General features: G+C 68.2%; 18 protein-coding genes. 4 read left to right on the top strand and 14 right to left on the bottom strand.

Annotation, left to right across the window (positions count from 1 at the left end; genetic code table 11):
* Positions 1 to 252 precede the first annotated feature (252 nt).
* Positions 253 to 1,908, top strand: coding sequence for a DUF4082 domain-containing protein (locus AB4079_RS13080; RefSeq protein ID WP_441787741.1), 1,656 nt, complete (start codon positions 253 to 255; stop codon positions 1,906 to 1,908).
* Here the strand turns inward: AB4079_RS13080 and AB4079_RS13075 are convergent.
* Complete coding sequence (locus tag AB4079_RS13075) at positions 1,902 to 2,852, bottom strand: glycosyltransferase family 2 protein (RefSeq protein ID WP_441787740.1); 951 nt, start codon at positions 2,850 to 2,852, stop codon at positions 1,902 to 1,904. The genes AB4079_RS13080 and AB4079_RS13075 overlap by 7 nt on opposite strands.
* Positions 2,853 to 2,928: 76 nt before the next feature.
* Between AB4079_RS13075 and AB4079_RS13070 the strand changes: the two genes are divergently transcribed.
* Complete coding sequence (locus tag AB4079_RS13070) at positions 2,929 to 3,780, top strand: glycosyltransferase (protein ID WP_441787739.1); 852 nt, start codon at positions 2,929 to 2,931, stop codon at positions 3,778 to 3,780.
* Here the strand turns inward: AB4079_RS13070 and AB4079_RS13065 are convergent.
* Positions 3,725 to 4,447 (bottom strand): hypothetical protein, encoded by a 723-nt coding sequence (locus tag AB4079_RS13065; protein ID WP_441787738.1) that lies wholly within the window; start codon positions 4,445 to 4,447, stop codon positions 3,725 to 3,727. The two genes, AB4079_RS13070 and AB4079_RS13065, sit on opposite strands and share 56 nt — an antisense overlap.
* Positions 4,448 to 4,535: 88 nt before the next feature.
* Between AB4079_RS13065 and AB4079_RS13060 the strand changes: the two genes are divergently transcribed.
* On the top strand, positions 4,536 to 5,408 hold the full coding sequence (locus tag AB4079_RS13060; RefSeq protein ID WP_441787737.1) for a hypothetical protein: 873 nt from the start codon (positions 4,536 to 4,538) through the stop codon (positions 5,406 to 5,408).
* Positions 5,409 to 5,414: 6 nt separating this feature from the next.
* Positions 5,415 to 6,752 carry an O-antigen ligase family protein gene (locus AB4079_RS13055; protein ID WP_441787736.1) on the top strand — a complete coding sequence of 446 codons (1,338 nt, stop codon included), beginning with the start codon at positions 5,415 to 5,417 and terminating at the stop codon, positions 6,750 to 6,752.
* Here AB4079_RS13055 and AB4079_RS13050 read toward each other — a convergent pair.
* The 12 genes from AB4079_RS13050 to AB4079_RS12995 form a co-directional block, all read right to left on the bottom strand.
* The gene (locus AB4079_RS13050) at positions 6,735 to 8,240 is read right to left on the bottom strand and encodes an oligosaccharide flippase family protein (RefSeq protein WP_441787735.1); all 1,506 of its coding nucleotides are present in this window, start codon (positions 8,238 to 8,240) and stop codon (positions 6,735 to 6,737) included. The genes AB4079_RS13055 and AB4079_RS13050 overlap by 18 nt on opposite strands.
* Positions 8,237 to 9,163: a glycosyltransferase family 2 protein gene (locus AB4079_RS13045; protein WP_441787734.1), complete on the bottom strand. Its 927-nt coding sequence runs from the start codon at positions 9,161 to 9,163 to the stop codon at positions 8,237 to 8,239. Before AB4079_RS13045 ends, AB4079_RS13050 begins: the two co-directional genes overlap by 4 nt.
* Positions 9,160 to 10,437 (bottom strand): rhamnosyltransferase WsaF family glycosyltransferase, encoded by a 1,278-nt coding sequence (locus tag AB4079_RS13040; RefSeq protein WP_441787733.1) that lies wholly within the window; start codon positions 10,435 to 10,437, stop codon positions 9,160 to 9,162. Before AB4079_RS13040 ends, AB4079_RS13045 begins: the two co-directional genes overlap by 4 nt.
* Complete coding sequence (locus AB4079_RS13035) at positions 10,434 to 11,504, bottom strand: glycosyltransferase family 2 protein (RefSeq protein WP_441787732.1); 1,071 nt, start codon at positions 11,502 to 11,504, stop codon at positions 10,434 to 10,436. Before AB4079_RS13035 ends, AB4079_RS13040 begins: the two co-directional genes overlap by 4 nt.
* A gap of 2 nt (positions 11,505 to 11,506) precedes the next feature.
* Entirely contained in the window at positions 11,507 to 12,610 is a 1,104-nt protein-coding gene (locus AB4079_RS13030) for a DegT/DnrJ/EryC1/StrS family aminotransferase (protein WP_441787731.1), read from the bottom strand.
* Positions 12,607 to 13,236, bottom strand: coding sequence for a NeuD/PglB/VioB family sugar acetyltransferase (locus tag AB4079_RS13025; protein ID WP_441787730.1), 630 nt, complete (start codon positions 13,234 to 13,236; stop codon positions 12,607 to 12,609). The genes AB4079_RS13030 and AB4079_RS13025 overlap by 4 nt, the downstream gene beginning before the upstream one ends.
* A complete protein-coding gene (locus tag AB4079_RS13020) occupies positions 13,233 to 14,366 on the bottom strand; it encodes a DegT/DnrJ/EryC1/StrS family aminotransferase (protein WP_441787729.1) in 1,134 nt (377 codons plus the stop codon). The genes AB4079_RS13025 and AB4079_RS13020 overlap by 4 nt, the downstream gene beginning before the upstream one ends.
* Positions 14,367 to 14,380: 14 nt before the next feature.
* Entirely contained in the window at positions 14,381 to 15,376 is a 996-nt protein-coding gene (locus AB4079_RS13015) for an NAD-dependent epimerase/dehydratase family protein (RefSeq protein WP_441787728.1), read from the bottom strand.
* A complete protein-coding gene (locus tag AB4079_RS13010; protein ID WP_441787727.1) occupies positions 15,373 to 16,437 on the bottom strand; it encodes a Gfo/Idh/MocA family protein in 1,065 nt (354 codons plus the stop codon). Before AB4079_RS13010 ends, AB4079_RS13015 begins: the two co-directional genes overlap by 4 nt.
* A gap of 66 nt (positions 16,438 to 16,503) precedes the next feature.
* Positions 16,504 to 21,087 (bottom strand): DUF4082 domain-containing protein, encoded by a 4,584-nt coding sequence (locus tag AB4079_RS13005; protein WP_441787726.1) that lies wholly within the window; start codon positions 21,085 to 21,087, stop codon positions 16,504 to 16,506.
* A 110-nt stretch (positions 21,088 to 21,197) separates the two neighbouring features.
* Positions 21,198 to 22,157, bottom strand: a complete 960-nt coding sequence (gene pip, locus AB4079_RS13000; protein ID WP_441787725.1) for a prolyl aminopeptidase — start codon at positions 22,155 to 22,157, stop codon at positions 21,198 to 21,200.
* A 26-nt stretch (positions 22,158 to 22,183) separates the two neighbouring features.
* Positions 22,184 to 22,843 (bottom strand): GOLPH3/VPS74 family protein, encoded by a 660-nt coding sequence (locus AB4079_RS12995; protein ID WP_441787724.1) that lies wholly within the window; start codon positions 22,841 to 22,843, stop codon positions 22,184 to 22,186.
* Positions 22,844 to 23,093 lie beyond the last annotated feature (250 nt).

The following is a 23,093-nucleotide window of genomic DNA, read 5'->3' as shown; positions in this document are numbered from 1 at the left end:
GGCGAACGGGTGCTTCCGGCCGCCACGATACTAATGGCCCAGCGACGACTTGCCATAGGGGAAAGGAGCACCGGGGGACACGTCGCGCCGGGATGTACCCCATATTGGGGGCACAAAGTCGCACAGTTCATGTATGCTCCCCGTTGACTTGTGCGGCTTTCGGGAGCCTCGCTGCGGTCGTCTTGGGGGCTCGACACCGGGTAAGAAGTCCGAACTCCGCACTCCACTCACACACGTACTGGAGTTAATTTCATGAGACGACCGGCCCACAAGCGGCTACCGGGCACCTCCCGGTGGGCGCAAAAGCCCCTCCGATCAAAAATTCTGATCATCGGCGCGGTCGCCGCGGCGACGGTCGCCGGCGCCTCCATCCCGGTGAGCGCACTGGCGGCGGCGGCGACCGACGCAGCGGTCCAGCAGCGCATCGCCCAGGCGGCGACTCTCTTTGGGCAGGACACCCCCACGTCGGCGCACGTCGACGGCGAAGAGAGCAGCGTCGAGCTCGGAACCAACTTCACAGCATCGGTGAACGGCCAGGTGATCGGGATCCGCTACTACAAGACCTCCGAGAACACCGGCACCCACGTCGGCGATCTGTGGGACAGCTCGGGCCACCGGCTCGCGTCCGTGAAGTTCACCGGCGAGTCGGCCGACGGGTGGCAATCGGCCCTGTTCTCGTCGCCCGTGTCGATCGCTGCCGGACAGCGCTACGTCGCTTCATACCTTGCGCCGAAGGGGCGGTACTCCACCACGATCGGCTTCCAGCCGCCGCGTCCCGCCTCCAAGTACCTCTCCACGCCGGCAGTGAGCGGCGTCTACTCCTACGGCACGTCGAGTTCCTATCCGACCAGGACCTGGCAGAACTCCGGGTACTGGGCCGACGTCCTCTTCGAGCCGGACGCCAACGGAACGCCATCGCAGCAGCCGGGAGCATCCCACACGCCGAGCGCTACACCGACGCCGCCCGCCACGCCGAAACCGACCGTGACGCCGAAGCCGACCGTAACGCCGACACCGACTCCCACCAACCCGCCCGTATCCACCCCGGCGCCGTCCGCTCCACCGGCGACGCCTCCGCGCGGCAATCCGTCGACGTCGTTCGGCGGCCCCGGGAGCACCGGACCAGGAGCCGGCGGCTACGCGCCGAGCACCCGCTACACCGGGCCGATGACGATCACGACCGCGGGCACGGTGATCGAGAACAAGATCATCCCGCCGGGCCTCGTGGTCGATGCGTCGAACGTGACGCTCCGTGGCAATATCATCGCGGGCCCGACCGGCGACGGCGAGAGCCAGTCGCCTCTGGTCTTCGCGACGGCCAAGTCCACCGGCATCGTCATGGAGTACAACGAGCTGCGCGGTAACTCCGCCTCGTCCTGGCCCGGCCTCGACCCGGTGAACGGCGTGAAGCTGCTCGCCGACAACTCGACGTTCAATCACAACAACATGTACTGGGTGGCGGGTGACGGGCTCTCTCTGTACGGCTCCGGGTTCACCGGCATCGGCAACTGGGTGCACGACTTCGTCGTCCGGACCGACGGAGAGCACTACGACGCCTTCCACTGGCCGACGCCGACGGACTCCGCGTTCCATGACATCCTCATCCGCGACAACCGGATCGAGATGTGGATCACGAACGCCGGGGCCTCGGGCATGACGGCGGTCCTCGGGATGCCGGACGGCACCATCCGCAATGGGGTCGTCGACCACAACCTGCTCGCCGGCGGCAACTACGCCGTCTACGAGGGCAATGGCGTGGCCTTCACCAACAACCTGTTCTGGACGAAGTTCAGCCCGAATGTCGGGTACTTCGGCGCGATCGCGCATCTCGACAAGGCCGGTGTCTTCTCGGGCAACGCCTACACGACAGACGGCTCCACTCCGGGGACGCCGATCACGAGTTACTGACCGGCCGTCTCTCCGGCGTCGCGCGCCTCCGAGCGTGCGGCGCCGGGTGCTGCCATCGCCCTCCGGTCGCCGAAGAGCGGTCGAAGAGCAGCGCGCCGAGCGGGATCGAGGAACCGAACCAGGTCGCCGGCCACCACACCGGCCCAGAAGACGGCGGTCGCGAGACGTGAGTGACGGGATCGGTAGAACTTCACCCGGTTGAATTCGAGCAACGCGAACAGCGCGGGCGACTGGTGGGAGTCGCCCTCGTGGTGGACGACGACCGCATCCGGCACGTATTCCAGAGCGAAGCCCGCATCTCGCGCCCGCAGTGCGAAGTCAGTCTCCTCCGAGTACAAGAAATACGACTCATCCCACTCGCCCACGGCGTCCGCACAGCGTCGCGAGACCAGCATCGCGGCTCCGGTCGACCAGTCTGCCCGGCGGGCCCTCTGGTAGACATTCCTGCGCATCTCGACCTCTCCGAGGGAGGGCACCAGGCCGGCGCGTGTCCCGCCCAGGACGGCTTCGCCCCAAGCGCGTCGCGCCGTCGGCTCGCGCCGAAGCGAGAAACGGAGCGACCCGTACTGGTCCACCAGCCGGGGAACGACGATGCCCGCCCCTGTTTCGTCGAGACGTTCGAGCAGGAGTTGGAGAGACCGGTGGTCGACGCGCGAGTCGGGGTTCAGGAGGAAGTAGGCGTCCGCGCCCGGCGAAGCCCGGATGCCGGCGTTGATGGCAGCCGCATAGCCGGCGTTCCGACCGGTCTGAACGATCTGCGCGGCCGAGTCGGTGGCGGCCACGATGGACGTCGTCCGATCGCTCGAATCGTTGTCGACGACGATCGTCCGCACCTCGCCGTCGAACTGCAGCCTGCGCACAGAATTCAGGCATTCCGCGATGACGTCTGCACTGTTCCACGTCACGACGATGGCGACGACCTGCGGCGGTTTGTCTACGGACATCTGCGCTGATCCCCTCGGCCTGGACGCGGGCTCCCCCATGGTTGCCTGAACGTACCTTCGCTGGGAGGATTCCATCATGGCACAGGCCGGTTATGCCACAACGGTGGTCATCCCCGCACACGACGAAGAGGCCGGGCTGCGCAGGCTGCTTCCGGCCCTGCTGAGCGACGCCGCTCCCGGCGAGTTCCGCATCCTGGTCATGTGCAACGGCTGCACGGACGGCAGCGCCGCGGAGGCGGCACGTCACGGACCCGACGTCGAGGTGTTCGAACTGCCGGTCGCGTCGAAGGCCGCCGCGCTCGACGAGGCGAACCGCATCGTCGCCGACTTCCCCGTGGTGTACATCGATGCGGACGTTCTGATCGACACTGAGTCGCTGCGCTCGCTGACCGTCACGCTCGAGCGGGGCCATCTCCTCGCAACGGCGCCCGAGCGACACCAGGACCGGGAGGGAGTCTCCCGGGCGGCCCGCTGGTACTATGACATCTGGGAGCGCCTCCCGCAGGTGCGCGAGGGGTTGTTCGGCCGCGGGGTCATCGCGCTCTCACGCGGAGGGTTCGAGCGGGTGGCGGCGCTGCCCCGCTACCGGTCGGACGACCTCGCATACTCGGAAGCATTCGCCGCCGACGAGAGGGCGATCACCACGACAGCGACGGTGACCGTCTGGCCGGCACGCACGTGGCGTGCTCTGGTCGCCCGGCGCGTCCGGGTGATCCGCGGTACGCGCGAACTGAGACAAGCCGGCGGCGCCACCTCGGAATCGGCAACCGCCGCGTCGGACCTCATCGCGATCGCACGGAGGGAGCCGCGAATGGCCATCCGGCTGCCGGTGTTCGTCCTGATGACCCTGGCGGCACGGCTGCGCGAGCGGACTACCCGCTCGACGGCGTCCGAGTGGCTTCGGGATGAGTCGAGCCGGACCGCGTGAGCAGTTCGGGCCCGGGGGTCCGCGTTGACGATCCGCGCCCGCCGCGCGGCCGACGACGTCCTATGGTTGCAAGCAGCGCGGCGATGAGCAGCACGGCGGCCGCGACGGAGACGCCGACGGCGCGGACCATGCTGCCCTTCTGCTCCGTTATCTGGGGGACCGCCGGAGTGAGACTGGACCGGACGCGATCAGCGGCGGCCACGTGCTGCCCATCCTGAACGTCGTCGAGGGACGTGCGGACAGCGGCGAGTGCCGTATCCAGCTGATGCCGGGCGCCCTGCGGGGTGGTGTCGACTGCCTGGATGTCGAGGACCGGGTCCTCGAAGTTGTAGGCCCACTGGCCCCCGAGGTTTGGCTGTACGACCGAGTAACCGGACTGAATGCCCTGATCGTAGAGGGTGACGTCGGCGGAGACCGGGAGCGATTGCTGGTCCGTGCCCTGGACCTTTCGCGCCACCACGCCGGCGAGGTCGATCAGCGAGGCGGACGTGCTCCCCAGTGCGTTCGTCTGGGGGAGCTCCGGCGAAAGCAACACGACGCGGACCCGCGAATAGTAGACCGGCTGAGCGTGTGCAACGGTGAAGACCAACAGGACAGCGAGCGCGACGCAGACCAGCGTCACAGCCCAGCGCTGCACCGCGATCACGATGAGGTCCCACGCAGTCAAGTCTCAGATCTTCCGGAGTCGGGGGGCGATAAGATGAGGATGTCTAGACTATGGTAGTACGGTCTGTCTCAGGAGATGGGGGAATCACATGGGAGTCGTCGAACTCCTCCGAGCGGCGGGACGTCGCTGGTACGTCGTTGTGGCGGGCCTGCTACTCACCGCAGGGCTCGCGGCGGCTGTCTTCCGGTTCGTCCCTGTCGTCTATGAGGCCAAGGCATCACTGCTTCTGCTGCCGCCCGCCAAGACAGTCACGCAGACGACGGGCAACCCATTCCTGAGCTTGGGCGGTCTCGACGTCGTCTCGGGAGTGCTCTCGCTCTCGCTGACCGATACGGAGACGGTGCGCAGTATCGTGCCGCCCAGGTCGAAGACCACGTACACCGTGGTCCAGGACGCCGCCGTCTCGGGATCGGTCCTCGATGTCCAGGCGACCGCGCTCACCCCGAAGCAGGCCCTCTCGACGCTCTCGTCGGTCGAGAAGCTCGCCGGCTCGCGGCTGCAGGCGCTGCAGGATCAGGTTGCGGCACCCGCCGACACTCAGGCACACATCATGACGATCACCGACAACAGCGAGGCCACGGCGAACCCGGGATCGCTGATCCGCGCGCTGCTCGCCGTCGGAGCCGTCGGCATCGTCATCAGCTTCCTGGCCGCCATCGCAGTCGACGCGGCGGTGCGGCGGCACCGCCAGCGCAAGGCCTCCCGGCCGGAGCGCCCGACCGTCAAGCGGACGAGGTACGCACGTCGGCAAGGCTCGGCTACGCCGCCGGACGACCCGGCCGACACCCCGACCACCGAGTCCGACGCTGATGCAACGCAGACGGTGAAGGTCGCCGACGCGCCCCTCGACGATGACGCCTCGGACGTCCGTCTCGCGTCTCCGAAGGCAACCGCCGGCACGGAACGCGACCCGGGCGACGAGCGCGTCGATGCTGACGAGCTGACCAGCAGTGGCCACTGACCCCCGATGACACGGGCACCGGAGCTCAGCGAGGCCGCCGTCCCGGGAATCTCGGCGGGCGTGAGCGCGGCCTGGATGATCAACGTCTACGTCGCCGCGCTCATGCTGATCCCCGCGAACCTCACCGTCTCAGCTCTGGGTTCCGTTGGCACCCCTGCTCTCCTGCTCGGGTTGTGCGGGCTGGTGGTGTGGCTCGGCGGTCAGATGAACCGGAGTCGGTCGACGCTCAGCCCGAGTCAGCCGGTGCGGCGCGCGACGTTCCTTCTGATGATCGCGGCCTTCGCCTCGTACATCGCTGCAACGGCCCACCCGATCGGCATCACAGAGCTGAGTGCCGCGGACCGCGGGATCCTTCTGATCGTGTCGTGGGTGGGCATCGTCCTGCTAGCGTCCGACGGCTTCTCCAGCCTCTTCAAGCTGGAGACGACCCTCCGATTCCTTGTCTTCACCGGTGGACTGGTCGCCGTGCTCGGACTGGTGCAGTTCGCCACCGGGCAGGCCCTGATCGACTCCATACAGATTCCGGGCCTGAGTCCGCACGCAATGGTCCTGAGCGTCAACGACCGTTCCGGGTTCAATCGGGTGGCCGGAACGGCGACCCATCCCATCGAGTTCGGCGTCGTCCTCTCCATGATGCTCCCGTTGGCACTCCACTTCGCCTTCGCCGACACCCACCGGGGGTGGTTCCTCCGCTGGTTCCCGGTGGTCGCCATCGCCTTCGCGATCCCGATCTCGGTCTCGCGGTCCGCGATCGTGGCCACAGCGGCGGCGCTGATCATCCTCCTGCCGACATGGCCCGTGACACGTCGTCGCATTTCCTACCTCGCGATCGTCGGGTTGATCGGGGTCGTCTACGTGAGCGTGCCGGGCATGCTGGGAGCGATCACCAAACTTTTCACCGGAATCGGGACGGACACCAGTGCCGCGTCGCGCACCGACAGCTATGCGCTGGCGTGGACGTACATCGAGCGATCGCCTGTCTTGGGCCGTGGGCTGCTGACGTTCCTGCCCGAATACCGGATTCTCGACAATCAATACCTCGGGCTGCTCATCGAAGTCGGCATCATCGGTACTGCTGCCTTCATCGGCCTGGTCATCACCGGTCTGGTCGTGGCCTTCACGGTTCGGAAGTCCAGTGCCGACCCGGCAGTTCGCAGCATCGCCATTTCGCTCGTCGCGTTCGTGGTCGCCGGCGCGTGCGGCTTCGCCACCTTCGACGCCTTCACCTTCCCCCAGGTCTCCGACCTCCTGTTCCTCGCGCTCGGCCTCATCGGAGCGCTCTCGAACATTCAGCGCCGCAGCATGATGCCGACGGCCGCGATGTTGTCAGACCGCGGGAGGTAGGGGGCTGAGGTCCGCGGCGTACGGGGCGGCGGGTGCCGAGGCGGATGAGCTCTGCAGGGAGCGAACCCGACTCACCCACCACCGGGCCAGCGGGATGGCGTACACCAACGAGCCCACCACGCCGCCGACCAGTATGGCCAGCAGGGGAAGTTGAACCCATACCGAGATCGCCCACAGTACGGCCGCCAGTGGGATTCCGGCGAGTGTGGGCACGATCCATCCGCGCAGGAAGGCGAGAGCGCCTACCCCAGCGCCGCGCATGGCGATCAGATACGCCGGAAGGACTACGGCGCCGGCAACGATGAGGTGCGCCCATCCGGCACCGGCGATCCCGTCCAATCCGACCCCGGCGATCAGGGCCGGAACCAGAGCGAGCAGCCAGACGAGCTGGACGAGTAGGACGCGCCGGGTCATCCCACAGGCGATGAGATATGTGGCGCACAGGTCGAAGATGACGCGCAGCGCTCCGCTTGCGGCGAGCGGCACGACAGCGACCGCTGCTCCGGACCAACGGCTCCCGTAGAGCAGGCCGACGATCTGGGCCGCGAGGAACATCACACCGACGGCGGTCAGCAGCCCGAGCGACCACACGAGACCCCCGGTCCGGACCATTGCACGGCCCCGGGCGGCCGGGTCGCTCAACCGGGAGAACGCAGGAAGGGCGATCACCCGGATCGACTGTCCGGCGACCGACATCGGCCACGAGGCGATGTTGAAAGCGAGCGCGTAGAGGCCCAGGCTGATCGGCCCCATCATCCGCGCGACGATGAGGTTGTCGACGGTGAGGACGAGCCAGGACACCACGTTCGCGAGCGCGAGGTAGACGCCGAACCCGACCGCCTCGCGAGCGACGGTGCGATCCCAGCCGAACCGCGGGAACCGATGCACCGCGACGTACTGGAACAGGACGGTCCAAGCCTGGCCCGCGATCCGCCCGATGGCCAGTGCCGCAGGGCCCGCGCCCACCAGCACCAGCAGAACGGTCGCGGCCGTCGAGACGACAAGCGAGGTGCCGTCGATCGCGAAGATGGTTCCCTGCGCGAGGCGACGTTGCAGCAACGCCGCCGGAACGACGGAGAGTCCGATCAGAGCTAGCGGAATGGCCATCAGGCGAACGACGCCCTCGGCCGCCGAGCTGCCGAAGGCGGCCGCGATCTGGGGCGCGAGGATGAACATCAGGAGGCCGAGGGAAGCGCTCAAAGCCAGCCCGAGCGTGGCCACCGTCGGGATGTGGCGCTCATAGTCGGTGCGGCGCACGAGATCGGCGCCGAGCCCGAACTCTGCCACAGACCCGAGCACGGACCAGACCGCCAACGCGATGGCGAAGACACCGAACGCCTCCGGTGCGATCAGCCGCGCGAGGACGATGCCCACCACGAGGTTCGCGCACCGCGACACGATGTTGCTGACCGTGCTCCAAGCGAAGCCGCGCTTGATCCGGCCGGCGATCCCGCCCGCCTGGAGCGACTCCTCGATCGCGTCGCTCACGTGGCCCTCGCTCTCACCTTCCGCGCCAGCCCGCGCAGCTTTGTGTTGAGCCTGGCGGCCGCTGTCCTCGGGTGCGGAAGAGGTGGCATGAGGTCCTCGTTGAGGACGAAATGCCCGTCCTGGGCGTCGTAGTCCAGGGCGTCGGCCGATACGATCCGGGCCTTCCAATCGGCTGGGATGGCTGCCCCCGGGGTCCCGGCGAATCGACCGGTCCGGCGGATCCCCGCGACGGCCTCTGCCCAGTCGACGACCGCTTCGTGGGAGAACTCGGGGTGCTCCGCAAAACTGATCCGGCGCGCGTCGAGTCGGCGCTGGATCTGTTGGGGAGACCGGTAGGCGAAATGCTTGAGCACGATGCGCTGCGGGGACGCCGTGCGGTCCCAGAGCGCGCGCGGAAAGCCCCCGTCACCCACTCGCCACGAGAGTCCGGGCAGGTGGCGGAAGAACCGCGGCTCCGACCAGTGGTTGAGGTAGTACCTGCAGCGATCCTCGACCGGGATGTCGTCGGCGAATGCCGCAGGGTTGGATTCGTACCGCGCCGCGTCGCGGTCTGTGAAGTAGTACGAGAGGCTCGCCGACCAGACGCTGAAGTCCCCTGGGGCCACCGCAGCGAGCACCGCCCGCGGGTCGTCGACATAGAACTCGTCCGCGTCGAGCCGGCACCACCAGTCGCCTTCCACGGCGCTGTCCTTGCGCGCATCGAAGAGCGAGACGCGGATGTCGTCGAAGAACGGCCGCTCCTCCCGGCCCACCGCGATGACGCGGGGTTCACGCGCGGCGAGTTCGGTCACCAGCTCCCAGGTCCCATCGGTGCTGCCGTTGTCGAGCACCAGGATCTCGTCGGACCACTGCAAAGCGCTCGTCAGCGTCTGGGTGAGCACGTCGGCCTCGTCCTTGACGACGCAGAGGGAGCGGATGGTCATCGCTGAGCCTCCCCTGCGTCGACGGGTGCCGCGGAGGCTTCGGCTGCGGCGTCGGCCGAGTGACCGTATACCGCTCCCAGTATGAGCCGGGCGACTCCGCCCTCGGCATCGCGCCAGTCCTTCCGCACGCCGGTCGCGGCGCGAGCCGGTCGTTCCGGGTCGGTGGACTCGACGACCGCCGACAGCGCGTCGGCGATGCCCGCCGGAGTAGGCCTGGCCCACACCGCCTCGGGGTGGGACAGGTTGGCGCGGGCGAGAGGCGAGTCGTTCATGACGGGCACCGCGCCGGCGGCGAGCATCTCCTCCGAGACCAGCGAGATGTTGGTGAACGACATGGCGAGGCCGGCCACGCAGGTGTTGTAGAGCTCGTTCAACTGAACCGGCGTCAGCCGCCCGTGCCGCACCACCGGAATGGACCAGTCCGAAACGTCGCCGCCGTAGAGATGGACAGGCTGTTCGGGGTGCCTGCGGTGGAACTCCTCGAGGCCGAGCCGCGCCAGCTCGAACCCGCGGCGAGGCGTCTCGCGTCGCTCGTAGAATGCCACGCCCATCCGGGGGCCCGTGTTCAGGAGACGGTAGACACTGGAGTCGCATCCGAACTCCACGATGTGACTGTCGACTCCGACCTCGCTTCGAAGGGTGTCTGCGATCATCGGGCCGAGCGAGATCCGCGTGAAGTCGAAGCGGTACGTGTCCTCAGCCAGCGCGTAGAGCGAGCCTCGCGGATAGAAGTACGGTTCGTAGTCCTGCAGGAAGTAGAACCGGTGAACCGGGACGCGGGCCGTTCGGGTGGCGAGGACGTGTGCGGTCGGCCAGCTGCTCGCGACCACCGCATCGACCCCCTCGAACCCTTCGTCGACGCTGGCGATCCTCGCCTTCACCTCGGGCCACGCCTCGCGGATCACGCGGGCGTGGTTCTCGAGGACGCCCTTGTGCCGGTCGTACAGGTAGATCACGCAGGTGTGGCCCTGGCGCTCCAGCGCGGCCACCATCCGGAAGAACGTCGTGTGGCCGCCGGAACCGGCGGCAGGAGGGACGCAGATCCAGCCGATCGTCGCCGGTGCGCCCGCTGGGCGTGGCGAGGAGGGCACCGGGAGCCCAGGACCGCTTGAGTCGGCGACGTCGGCCGGGAGGAGGGGAAACTCCAGGTCGGCGGCGTCGACAGCCTGGTAGAAGCGCTTCGCGACACGGCGCACCACATCCTTGACGCCATTGTGGGCGAGGTGGCTGCCGGCAGCGCTGAGCGTGCGATAGGCGCGGGTGACCGGGTTCATGACACTCCTGCGTAGGACCAGAACCGCCACTTGGCGGCGACGAGACCAGTGACGACCAGACGGCGTGCCCGCTGAACCGGAGTGACGCGGGACTCCTCGCCCGACCGGGCGAGGCGGGCGTCCATCCCTCGCGACTGGCGCGCCGTCAGCGGACCCCCGTTCAGTTCCGCGGCGGTGGCGAGCAGTTCGCGTGCGAGTTCGATGCTGCCGCGGTCGAGCTCCTGCTCGGTCAGAGCCACCGCTTCGCGGACCATCGCCCGGCGTACCCGCTCGAGGTAGCGGGCGCCTTTCGGCGACGACTCCGCAAAGTCCGGACTCGCCAGGTACGAGAAAGCCTGCATGCGGTGCCGCAGATCGGTCGGCATCCCGGCATATACCGCTTGGTGCATGTTCGCGCCGTGAACGCGGTAGTACGCCTGCACCCGCCCGTTCACGTGACCGACATCCCAGCGGGAGGCGGTGCGGAGCCAGAACTCCAGGTCGCCGGAATGCGGCCGCTCCGGATTGTAGGCACCGACCTCGCGCAGCGCGGCCGTCCGCATGACCACCTCCGGCGAGAGGATGAAGTTCCGGCCCCGCCAGCTGGCCAGACCGATCCACTCGCGGCCCGGCCACACCGTCCAGGTCTGCGGCAGGCGACGCCAGCGCGGACCGGTGGGGTCGCCGCCCTCGAACGAGAACGGGCGACCGTAGACCATGCCGACGCTCGGATGCGCATCCATCAGAGCGGTAGCCCGCCCGTAGGCCCCCGGAGCGGCCAGGTCGTCGGCCGACACGAGCGTGACGTACTCGGTGGTGACGGCTGCGAGCCCATCGTTGTACGTCGCGATGTGCCCGCGATTCACCTCGTGTGCGATCACCTCGACCCGGGCATCCTCGGCCGCCAGTCGCCGGGCAACGGAGAGGGAGTCGTCGGTGGAGCAGTCGTCCACGATGACGACGCGGGCGCGCACGCCCTCCTGGCCGAGGATGCTCGCGACGACCTCCGGAAGGAACCTTCCGTAGTTGTAGCACGGCACCACAGCCGTGATCTCGGCCGCCCCGGATGCGGCGCGGGGGCGCGTCACTTTCACCGTAGAGCCCCCATCAGCTTCTCGACCACGTACTCCTGCTGCTCGGCGGTGATGTGCGGGTAGATCGGGAGCGACAGGATCCGGTCGGCGGCCGCCTCGGCGACCGGGAACGCACCGGCGCCGAGCCCGTCGGACGCATACGCCTCGGTCAGATGCAGCGGCGTCGGGTAGTGCACGCCCGCTCCGACACCGGCGTCGTGCAGCTCCGCCAGTACGCGGTCCCTCTCCTCCACTTGAATGACATACAAGTGCCAGACATCGGCGTTTCCGGGAGCCGAGAACGGAGTCACGACTCCTGCCACGGAGCGCAGCAGCTCGGTGTAACGGGCGGCTGCTGCGCGCCTGCGCTCATTCCATTCGGGCAGCAGTCTCAGCTTCACCCGAAGAACCGCCGCCTGGACGGCGTCGAGCCGCGAGTTGAGGCCGATTCGCTCGTGCAGATACTTCTGCTCGCTTCCGTGCGAGGAGATGACGCGGACCGTTCGGGCGATCCCCGGGTCGTCGGTCGTCACGGCGCCGGCGTCACCGGCCGCGCCGAGGTTCTTTCCTGGGTAGAAGCTGGTCGCGGAGACCGCAGCGAGCGAACCGGCCCGCCCGTCCGCCGACTCCGCCCCTTGCGCCTGGGCCGCGTCCTCAACCACCGGCACGCCCGCGCGCCCGGCGATCGAGAGGATCGTGCCGACGGGCGCTACCTGACCGAACAGGTGCACGGGCGCTATCGCCTGCGTTCGCGGGGTCAGCGCGGCGGCGACCGCGTCCGGGTCCATCAGCAGGTGCTGCGGGTCCACGTCGACGAAGACCGGACGAGCGCCGATCCGCGACACCGCTTCCGCCGTAGCGATGAACGTGTTGACCGGTACGAGGACTTCCCCGTCCCGCGTCACGCCGACCGCGCGGAAGGCCAGCTCCAGCGCGTCGGTGCCGTTGCCCACGCCGACGCAGTAGGCCGCGCCGACCAGGTCGGCGTACTCCTCCTCGAAAGCGCTCACGGCGGGGCCTCCGATGAAGGCCGCGTTCGCGAAGATGTCGTCGAGCGTGCGACGGATATCGTCGCCGATCTCGGCGTTCTGCGCCGTCAGGTCGACCAGTGGAACTCTCATCTCCGCACTCCCATCGCCCGGGCCGGCACACCGACCCACGTCTCGCCCCGCGGGACCTCGTCGAGGACGACGGCTCCCATCCCCACCGTTGCGGCGGCGCCGATCGAGGTGCGCTGCCGGACGGAGGCATTCATGCCGATATACGCCGCCTCGCCGACTCGCACCCCGCCGCCCAGGGCGACACCAGCCGCCAGAGTGACAAAGTCCTCCAGCACGTCGTCATGCGTGATGGTGCAGTTGGGCATGACGACCACGTGCCGCCCGATGACGATGTCCGCGGTCAGCGCGGTGTGCGCGAGCAGGATGCTGCCCGGGCCGACCGTCGCCGACGGCGGTACCGAGACGGACGAGTCGGCGAGGACCGCGAACCGCTCGTCGCCCACGCCGAGGTCCGCGAGCCGGGAAGCGATCGCCCGCCTGGCCGCTCCGGAACCGACGCACAGCAACAGCGCGGCGTCGTGCTCCGCGGCGTGCCCGAGCCGTCCGATGACCTCGACCCCGCCGACGGTGACGCCCTGGAGACCGGGATCGTCGTCCAGGATGCCGACTACGCGGTACTGGCTCTGGCTCATTCCGATCACCTCGCGCGCGAGACCGCTCGCGCCGAGAAGGATGAGCTCTCTCACGCCGCACCCCGCAACCGGGCAGCTCCGCGCAGCGCCTCGACGACGCGCTCCTGCTCGGAGTCCGTCATCTGGTGGAACAGCGGCAGGATGAGCGTGTCGCGCGTGAGTCTCTCCGTGACCGGCAACGGCGCTTCGCCGGTGTAGCGACCGCGGTAGGCGGGCTGCAGATGCGATGCCATGATCCCGCGCCGCGCGGAGACGTCGGCACCGGCGAGAGCCTCCAGGAGCCCCTCGCGGTCTACCGGGAAGGACGGTTCGACCTCCACCCAGTAGGACTGGAAGTTGCTCGTGCCCCACTCGGGGTCAGCGACCGGCCGAAGTCCTTCGATGGATGCCAGTTCCGCCGCGTAGCGGTCGGCCAGCCGCCGACGCTGGGCCACGATCTCGGGGAGACGTCCGAGTTGGACGATGCCGACAGCGGCCTGAAGGTCGGTCATGCGGTAGTTGAACCCGATCTCGGCGTACTCCTCGGCCGGAGCGAGGATGCTCGCCTGCCTGTCCTTCGCCGAGATGCTCATCGCGTGCTCGCGCAGACGCCGCGCGCGCTCCGCCCAGTCGCTCCGTCGGGTCGTCAGCATCCCGCCCTCGCCGGTCGTCAGCAGCTTGCGCGGGTGGAACGACCAGGCCGCCACGTCGGCGCCCGCACCGACGGGCCGGCCGTGGTAAGTCGAGCCGGCGCCGCAGGCGGCGTCCTCGATCACCACGATCCCGAGCGGGTCGCATAGTGCGCGAATCGGCTCAAGGTCGACGGGCACTCCGCCCTGATCGACCGCGATCACCGCGCGGGTGCGTTCGGTGAGGACGGCGGCCACTGAGTCGGAGGTGATGTTGCCTGTCCGGTCGTCGACGTCCGCGAAGATCGGGCGCGCCCCGACATAGGTGGGCGCGTTGGCGGTCGCGATGAACGACAAGGAGGGGACCACGACATCGTCGCCGGCGCCGACACCGGCCACGACGAGCGCGAGGTGCAGAGCCGTCGTGCAGTTGGACGTGGCGACGGCCTCGGCCGAAGCCATCGCAACCCGGAACTCGTCCTCGAACCGGGCGACCCTGGGCCCCTGGGCGACCCAGCCGGACGCGATCACCTCGGCGAGCGCCTCCACCTCCTCGGCGCCGAGCCAGGGCTTCATGACGTTGACGCGATTCACGATGACACCACCGCACGGCCAGCCGCGACCTCTTCGCGAAGCGGACGCCACCATTCGACCAGCTCCCGCAGGCCCTGCTCCAGCGGCACCTGGGCGATGAAGCCCAGGTCATCGCGGGCTGCGCGGGTATCGGCGAGGCGTCGGGTGACGCCGTTGACCGCCCGCTCCGGCCCATGCTCCACCGACAGGTCGGAGTCCATCGCGGCCAGGAGGGCTTGGGCCAGACCGAGAAGGCTCGTCTCCTCGCCGCTCGCCACGTTGTAGACGCCCTCGGTCGCGTCGCCGGCGGCGGCGAGGAGGTTGGCCCGCGCGATATCCCGGGTGAAGATGAAATCCATGGTCTGCAAACCGTCGCCGAAGATCAGCGGGGGCTGCCCATCGGCTATCCGCTCCATCCAGCGCACCAGCACCTCGGTATAGAGGCCGTGAACGTCCATCCGCGGACCGTAGACGTTGAAGTACCGCAGGATCACGTAGTCCAGGCCGTTCATCGCCCGGAAGCTGCGCAGCATCCCCTCGTTGAAGGACTTGGCGGCGCCGTAGAACGTGTCGTTGTTGTGGTGGTGATGGCGTTCCGTGGTGGGAAACTGCTCCGCCAGCCCGTACACCGAGGCACTCGACGCGCTGACCACTTTGTCTACGCGATGCTCCACAGCGGCTTCGTAGATGTTGAAGCTTCCGTCGACCAGCACTTCGAGCGCCAGCCGGGGCTCTTCCGCGCACTGTGTGATGCGGATCGCTGCCTCGTGGAAGACGAGGTCCTTGCCGCGCGTGACATCGTGCACGAGGTCGCGGTCGCGGATATCGCCCTCGACCAGGTTGACACGTCCGCTCCCGAACGCCTCGGCGAGATTGCCGAGCCTGCCGCGAACCAGATTGTCGAGCACATCGATGTGGGCGACGCCGGCCTCGAGCAGCTGGTCGACGATCTCGGAGCCGATGGTGCCGGCGCCGCCGGTGACCAGGACATCGGCGCCCGCCAGGGCGGTCATCGGAGTTCCCCGACCAGTTCGGCGCCGGAGCTGACGGCGGCGGCCGATCCGCCGCCCTCCAGGCTGCGACTTGCCGCCTCGAGGACCGACAGCACCCGCAGCCCGGCAGCGCCGTCCGTGCGTGGCGACCTCTTCTCCCGGATGCTGGCTGCGAACTCGGCTGCCATCCCGCCGAGCGCCTCCCGCTCGGGAAGTGCCGGTGACCAGGTGTCGCCCAGGCGGTACGACACGGTGGCCGCATTGCGCTCGACGCCGTCGAGCGCCTGCAGGCCGAGATCCACACCTCGGTCGTACACGCTCAACCGCTGCTGGGGGTTCAGGTCGTCCCAGACCAGGGTTCGCTTGGTCCCGCCGATGACCATCTGGCGGATCTTGGTTGGGCTCAGCCAGTTGACATGGACGTGAGCCATCGCCCCATTCGCTAGCGGGAGCACCAGGTAGCCCACGCAGGACTTGCCTGCGCCGAGCGGGTCGGCGCCGTGCGCCGACACCGTCGTGGGCTTGAGCCCGCCGGGGAGGACGAAGTCGATGATGGAGAGGTCGTGCGGCGCCAGATCCCAGAAGACGTCGACGTCAGGCTGGATGAGCCCCAGGTTGATCCTCACCGAGTCGATGAAGAGGATGTCGCCGAGCGCGCCCTCCTGCACCAACTCCCGGATTTTGAGGACCGCCGGCGTGTAGCAGTAGGTGTGGTCTGCCATCAGGACGAGACCCTCGGCTACCGCAGTATCCACCATGGTGCGACCCCGCTCTCCGGTATCGGCGAGGGGCTTCTCGACCATCACGTGCTTGCCTGCCGCCAGTGCTGCGAGCGCGATTCCGTGATGGGTTCGGGCCGGCGTCGCTACCGCGATGGCATCGATGTCGTCGCTCGCCAGAAGCTCGGCCAGATCGGTGACGACGCGGACGCCGCCCACCTGTTGCGCGAGCCGTTCGGCCCGTGACTTGTCGAGGTCGCAGATGGCCATCAGCTCCCAGTCGGGACTGTTGCTGAAGTTACGGGCCAGGTTGGGACCCCAGTAGCCGGCGCCGACCACGGCGATACGTAGCTGTTTCGTCAATTTGTGCCCCCAGACACCTTTCCGGTTCGGGACCGCTCGGGCAGCGGTCCCGCGTTCGAGACCCCGTCACTGAGCTGCGACGAAGTGGACATCCACCCAGTAGTTGTGCGTGACCGTCTGATCCGGGAACCCGGTCGAGTACGAGTACGCTCCGCCGTTGGCGACGGTGGTGAGCGGTCCGTTCGACACGGGGTTCGTCAGCGCCCCTGGGTCCACCGCGTAAGCGGACCAGGTGGTGTAGTAGCTGGCGCGGTACTCCGTCCCTGGAGTGACGCTCACCGGTGTCGAGAAGTAGAGATCTTGCCAGCCGCTGCCGCTCTCTCCCGAGAACGTCCCCGTCGCGAGCAACGTCCCGGTGGCCGACCACAGCGATCCGGTGTGCGTGCCGGTGTCACCGGTTCCTTTGTAGAAGCGGATACCCGTGATCGTCCCAGCGACGGATGTCGTGAAGCGGACGCCGAGCTGGACCGGCCTGCCGTCCTGCCAGGCGGTGTTAGCCGGGATGCTGGCATCAGGGAAGATCGAGACACCCGGCTGCGGTGTCGTGGTCGTCCCGCCGGTGCCGCCGGATCCGCCGCCCGTCGTCGTGGTGCCCCCGCCGGTCCCCGAGCCGCCCGTTCCCGAGCCGCCGGTCCCCGAGCCGCCCGTTCCCGAGCCGCCCGTTCCCGAGCCGCTGGTCGCCGCCGGCGTGAAGACCACATCGACGAAGTAGTTCGTTGCTCCGTACGAGTCGGTCGGGAATCCGCCGGCCGGGCCGTAGGTGAACCGGCCGTTCGTGGCGGCGGCCGCGGTGAGCGGACCGCTCGTGGCCGGCTGTGCGAAGTAGTTGGGCGAGCTCGCGTAGTGACCGTATGGCGCGAAGTACGACACGACGTAGGTCTGGCCGGCCGTGATCGCCACGGGAGTGCTCAGCTGGGCCGTCTGCCATCCGAGCGCGGTCTCGTTGGCGAAGGTCACCGTCGCCAGCGCCGTGCCGGAAGACGACCAGAGCGTGCCTGTGTGCGTTCCAACGTTGCCCGCCGCCTTATAGAAGCGGATCGCGCTGACGGTGCCGTCCTGCGAGCTGGTGAACGACAGCCCGAGCTCGAGAGCCGACGAGTCGTTCGTGGAGGGCGTCGCCGGTGTGGCATTGCCGAAGAAGCTGTAGGTCGTCGCTGCTGCCGCCGCCGTGGTGAACGACCACGACTGCGTCGGGAGGGAGCCTCCGCCTGTGGAGGTCACACCGGAGACGGTCGCCGTTATCGTCGCCCCGTCAGGCAGAGCCTGCGAGGGGGTGAACGTGATCGTCTTGCCGTCCGCGGACAAGGCTGCCGTCCCCGCGATCGCGGTCGAGCCGTTCTTCACCGTGAAGGCGTACCCGGGGGCGACCGGCGCGGAGACCGTGATCGAAATCGTCGAGTTCGCCGGGACCGAAATGGCCCCGCTGGCCGGTGCCTGCGAAACAACCGACACGGGATCCGGTGCCTTCATGAAGACCACGTCGACCAGGTAGCTGCTCGAGGACGTCGAGTTCGGGAAGGCGTCTGCGTAGTTGAACACTCCCGCATTGGCTCCGGCCACCAGCGACCCGTTCGTCATGCCGCTGGTGAAGGCGCCAGGCGTGACGGAGTACTTTCCTGTGGTGGTGCGGTACGACACCGCATACTTGGTGTTCGCGGTGATGTTCACCGGTGAGGTGAAGTTCAGGGTCTGCCATCCCGCGGTCGTCTCGTTCTGGAACGTGCCGGTGGCCAGTTTGGTGCCGTCGGCGGCCCACAGAGTGCCCACGTGTGCACCTGTGTTGCCCGAGCTCTTGTAGAAGCGCATCCCGGTAACCGTGCCGGCCGACGTGCTGGAGAACGAGAGACCGAGGCTCACCGGGCTATCGCTGAATTCCTGAACGGTCGGGGCGGTGGAGTCGTCGAACAACCCGCACGGGCACGACGCCCCCGGCGATCCCTGTGACGTGATGAAGGACCAGGTTCCCCCGGACGAGAGAGCGATCCCATTGGTGTCCTTTGCCGTCAGCGTCACGGAGTACGTGGTGGCGCTCGCCAGTGCCGCGCTGGGAGTGAATGTCGCGGTCCGGGTCGAGGCAGCGTAGGAGACGGTTCCGTCAACAGCTGTCCCTGCTGCGCTCGTGACCGTGAACGCGATGGTGGACGGGGTGACATCCTTCGAGAAGACCGCCCCGATCGTGGACGAGGTGGCGTTGCTCGATGAGCCCGGCAGCGGCCACTGGCTCGTCGCTTGGAGAGGCGTGTTGTCCACGGTGGTGAACACCGCATCCACGTAGTAATTGGCGTTGCCCGATGTCGTGTCGGGGAAGGACCCCGGCTGGCCGTAGAAGCCGGCGGTCGGGGCGCCGAAACCGCCGTCGACCCGCATCGGATCGGCGGCCAGCCCGCGGTAGGCGAAGGCATAGTTCTGGACCGCGTAGTGTCCGGCCGGATCCGTGTACGAGACGATGTAGCTCGTTCCCGCGGTCACCGCGACCACCGACACGAAGCTGGCCGTCTGCCAGCCGGAAGCCGACTCACCGGAGAAGTTCACCGTCGCGAGGCGTGTGCCGGTGGTCGTCCAGAGCGAACCCGTGTGTGCGCCGGTGTTCGCCGCGCTCTTGAAGAACCGGACTCCGGAGATGTAGCCGTTCTGCGTCGCCGTGAACTTGAGACCCAGCTCGTACGCCGCCCCGTCACCGGAGTCGGCGGTCGTAGGTACCTGCGAGCCGAAGATCGAGTACGGCCCGGTGACGGTCACCGACCGCGAGCTGGGCGCGGAGGTGTAGTTGCCGCTGTCATCGATGCCGCGCACCCGAATGGTCTGGGTGCCGGTGCCGTTCTGCACGTAGGTGTAGGTCCAGTTCGTCGTGCCGGTCGCGGGGTGCCAGGTGCTGCCGTCAGTGGAGACCTCGACGCCTGCGACCACACCGCCGATGTCCGAGGCGGTCCCGGTGACGGTGACGCTCTGCCCGTTGGGGATCGAGGCGCCGGCCGCCGGCGACGTGATGGTCGTCGTCGGTGCCGTCGTGTCGGCGGACGCGCTCGTCTGCACCATCCCGCTCATGAGCGTGGTGGCTTTCACACCCATGTCAGCGAACATGTTGATCTGCGCCTGCTGCATCCGCGAGTCGGCCGGAGCTCCGTCGCCGTCATGGTTCTGGGTGAGACCCCAGGCCCACTGAATGCTGCCCACCGAGTACACCAGCGCACCGCTCGGGGCCCTGTACATCGTGATGTGGTTGGTCGTCGTACCCGGGCCCACCGTGGACCCGAAGTCGAGCATCTCCTGCGACACGGCCCCCGTCACGGTCGAGAGCCGGATCAGGCCTGACGGCCGGAAGCCGTTGTCGAGGTCCTCGTCGGACTCGTATCCGACCGTGTGCTGCGCGAGAGCAGCAGTGCTTCCGCTCGTCAGGTTGGTCAGGTTGGTGCTCCGCCACAGCCGTGTCTTGCCCTCAGCGGAGGAGACGGTGACAGGCAGATCGGTGACGGTGGACATGTACATCGTGCCCGTGACGCCATTCTCCGGAATCCCCGCGCCGTTCGCCTGGGAGGCGAACCGCGGGTCGCGGTACGTACCGGTCCACTCAGCGGTGGGGTCGATCTTGGCGTTGCTCCACGTCTCTTTGTACGAGGTAAGCGTGCGGTAGCTCGTGCTGGAGCCGTTCGCGGTCGACGGCTCGTAGCGGGTATGCCAATACATCTCGTTGCCCGAGGCGAAGAGGAGGTTCACCCCGGCGTCGCGCGCAGCGATGACGTTGGCCCGCTGCCCGGCGCTCCAATACTCGTCGTGACCGACCGACATGAAGACCTTGTGGTTGGTCAGGAGCGAGCCGTAACGATCTGTGTCCACACCCGCCTGATAGGTGACGTCGTACCCGTTGCGCTCCATGAACTGGACCATCGCGAATTCGCTGCTGAAGTAGAAGTCGCGCTGGGTCGTTCCGTCGCGGGTGGCGAAGGGGCGGTTGTAGCTGATCTTGTAGGCGCGGCCGTTGTCGCCGCCCTGGTAGAAGTCGCTGCCGCCATAGGGGTTGTAGGCCTCCCAGGTCGGGTCCGAGGTCTGGAAGACGATGGCCGAGTGGCTGGCGTTGTTGCGTACCACGAAGATGATCTGGCTCTGCCCGTGCGTATCGTTACGGGTGAGCAGCGCGACGTAGACGCCGGAGACCGCGTCGGTCGGCACGGTCCAGGAGGCGGAGACGCCCCAGTTGCCGCAGTCGTACAGCTCCGTGGCCGCATCCGTCTTGCACTGCGGCTGGACCTGGGGCAGGGTCGCCGACGGGGTCACGTCGGCGATCTTGCGCGCCCCGAGCCCCTGGTAGTAGCCGGTGCGGAAGATCTGGATGGTGTACGCCTTGGCGGGAGTGTCGACCTTGAATCCGATACTGCTGCCCACGTTGACGCTGATGTCCGTGGCGAACCCTTGAATGGACGAGTCGCCGGATCCATCGAAGTTGTCCCAGACAGTCGGCGACGTCCCGGGCAATGCGTTCTCGCACGCGATCGGGTTGGCCTGCGTACCGCATCCACCGGCCGCGTTGGCCGGCGAGATCGTGAACGCGCCGAGAAGCGCACACACCAGCGTCAGCACGGCTACCGCCGCCAGCACCGGTGCCGTAGCGGTCCGTGGCCAGATACGCAGATTCGGGTTCTGAGTTTTCCTCACAAGATGAGAATCCCACAGTTTTTCCCGATCAAGCTACCCCCCAAAGGGGGACGCGCTCAGATTTGGTCCGAGAAGCGGCGAAAAGGGGCCCTGCGACCCTGCGATGGGCCTCAGATACCGGCGAACCGGTCCGTGGCCTCGATCAGCGCATCCAGGATGCCCGGCTCGTCGAACGCGTGGCCCGCATCCGGGATCATGCGCAGCTCCGCCTCCGGCAGCGCCCGGTGCAGATCCCAGGCGGTCATCGGCGGAGTGCACACGTCGTAGCGCCCCTGAACGATGACGGTGGGGATGCCGGACAGGGTCGGGGCGTCGCGGATCAGCTGCCCCTCCTCGAACCATCCGCCGTTGACGAAGAAGTGGTTCTCGATGCGCGCGAAGGCGACCGCGTAGGCCTCCTCGGTGAACGACTCCACGAGGTCGGGGCGAGGCAGCAGGGTGATGGTGGACGACTCCCAGCGCGACCAGGCGACGGCCGCCGGGCGGTGCACTGCAGGGTCCGGGTCGGCGAGCAGCCGCTGGTATGCGCGCATCAGGTGCGACCGCTCGTCGCTGGGAACCGGCTCGAGGAAGCCCTCCCACAGGTCGGGGAACAGGGCAGCGGCGCCGCCCTCGTAGAACCAGTCCAGCTCCTGGGCGCGCAGCGTGAAGATCCCGCGCAGCACCAGCTCGGTCACCTGCTCCGGGTGCGTCTCGGCGTACGCGAGCGCGAGCGTGCTCCCCCACGAGCCGCCGAACACCTGCCAGCGCTCCACGCCGAGGTGCTCGCGGAGGCGCTCGATGTCCTCCACCAGGTGCCACGTGGTGTTCACCGCCAGGTCGGCTTCGGGCTCGCTGGCGTGCGGGAGGCTGCGGCCGCACATCCGCTGATCGAACAGGACGATGCGATAGCGCTCCGGGTCGAACAGGCGGCGGTGAGCCGGAGTGGTCGCGCCGCCCGGGCCCCCATGGAGGAAGACCACCGGCTTGCCGTCCGGGTTGCCGCTGACCTCCCAATAGAGCTGCTGGTCGTCGCCGACGTCGAGCATCCCGGTGTCGGAGGGCTCGAGCTCGGGGTACAGGCTGCGCATGGGTCGAGGCTAGTGGTCGGAAGCGGTCAGGCCGGGGCGCCGCGCTCGATGGATGTTCGCAGCGCGCGCCCCGCCACCGGGTCGTCTCCGAGCAGCCAGGCCTGCAGCGCTGCGGCGGGCCACTGCCCGGAGCGCAGGTCCAGGCCGGTGTCGGGGATGAAGCCGGCGACGTCGCGCAGGCGACCCACCACATCCAGCAGGGCGACGGTCGCGGCCACACGCGGGCTCGGATGGTGGTCGACGGCGAGCGACCACCGGACGGCGTCGCGCAGCGAGTCCTCTTCGGCGCAGCTGCGTGCCGGGTGGACGGGTGACGCGGCGAACCCGAAGAAGGTCCGGTTCCGCTCCCCCAGGACGCCGCGCTCGACGAGGCCCGCGATGACCGCGTCCGTGACGGGTCCGCAGGCCAAGCGGTCTATCCACCACTCGTCCGTCCGCGGGACAGCCGTGGCGGCGATCAGCGTTCGGGTCTTGAGGAGGAGGGGGCCCGCCGGACCTGCGAGGGGTTGGGCGCGCACCCGGCCCTCGGCGTCGAGCGTGATCTCCTCCCGTGCCGCCAGCTCGGCCAGGAGTCCGGCCGCGAGAACCGCCTGGAACGTGCGCAACGGGACCGCGCGGCGGCCGTCCGAATCACGGAGCAGAAGCAGCGCCAAGCCTTCGGGGACGGTCAATGAGAGGTGGGCCATACCCTTTATGACGCAGGCCGCGGCGTTTCGTGACGCGCGCGCGGCGAACCGCACCCGCAGCTGTCAGGGAGCGATTTGCCCCAAATGTCGCTTATGGCCGAGGTGGTTTCAGCTGGTGAGTGCAACACCTTGTAGGTATTCGTCGAGTTTCTCGGCTGGGGTGGCGAAGTTCAAGGTTTTGCGGGGGCGGATGTTGAGCAGGCGTTGGGTTTCGGCGAGGTCGGTGTCGGTGATGGTGTTGAAGTTGGTG

This window comes from Leifsonia sp. 2MCAF36 (assembly GCF_052115525.1).
In the GTDB taxonomy this organism is placed as follows: domain Bacteria; phylum Actinomycetota; class Actinomycetes; order Actinomycetales; family Microbacteriaceae; genus Leifsonia.
This window is presented reverse-complemented; position numbering and strand designations above follow the sequence as displayed.

What these genes read in the sequence shown, in the direction of transcription:
- AB4079_RS13030 (WP_441787731.1), bottom strand. Translation starts at nt 12,610, where the DNA reads ATGAGAGTTCCACTGGTCGACCTGACGGCGCAGAACGCCGAGATCGGC.
- AB4079_RS12995 (WP_441787724.1), bottom strand. Translation starts at nt 22,843, where the DNA reads ATGGCCCACCTCTCATTGACCGTCCCCGAAGGCTTGGCGCTGCTTCTG.
- AB4079_RS13055 (WP_441787736.1), top strand. Translation starts at nt 5,415, where the DNA reads ATGACACGGGCACCGGAGCTCAGCGAGGCCGCCGTCCCGGGAATCTCG.
- AB4079_RS13060 (WP_441787737.1), top strand. Translation starts at nt 4,536, where the DNA reads ATGGGAGTCGTCGAACTCCTCCGAGCGGCGGGACGTCGCTGGTACGTC.
- AB4079_RS13020 (WP_441787729.1), bottom strand. Translation starts at nt 14,366, where the DNA reads ATGAAGCCCTGGCTCGGCGCCGAGGAGGTGGAGGCGCTCGCCGAGGTG.
- pip (WP_441787725.1), bottom strand. Translation starts at nt 22,157, where the DNA reads ATGCGCAGCCTGTACCCCGAGCTCGAGCCCTCCGACACCGGGATGCTC.
- AB4079_RS13075 (WP_441787740.1), bottom strand. Translation starts at nt 2,852, where the DNA reads ATGTCCGTAGACAAACCGCCGCAGGTCGTCGCCATCGTCGTGACGTGG.
- AB4079_RS13070 (WP_441787739.1), top strand. Translation starts at nt 2,929, where the DNA reads ATGGCACAGGCCGGTTATGCCACAACGGTGGTCATCCCCGCACACGAC.
- AB4079_RS13015 (WP_441787728.1), bottom strand. Translation starts at nt 15,376, where the DNA reads ATGACCGCCCTGGCGGGCGCCGATGTCCTGGTCACCGGCGGCGCCGGC.
- AB4079_RS13040 (WP_441787733.1), bottom strand. Translation starts at nt 10,437, where the DNA reads ATGAACCCGGTCACCCGCGCCTATCGCACGCTCAGCGCTGCCGGCAGC.
- AB4079_RS13045 (WP_441787734.1), bottom strand. Translation starts at nt 9,163, where the DNA reads ATGACCATCCGCTCCCTCTGCGTCGTCAAGGACGAGGCCGACGTGCTC.
- AB4079_RS13080 (WP_441787741.1), top strand. Translation starts at nt 253, where the DNA reads ATGAGACGACCGGCCCACAAGCGGCTACCGGGCACCTCCCGGTGGGCG.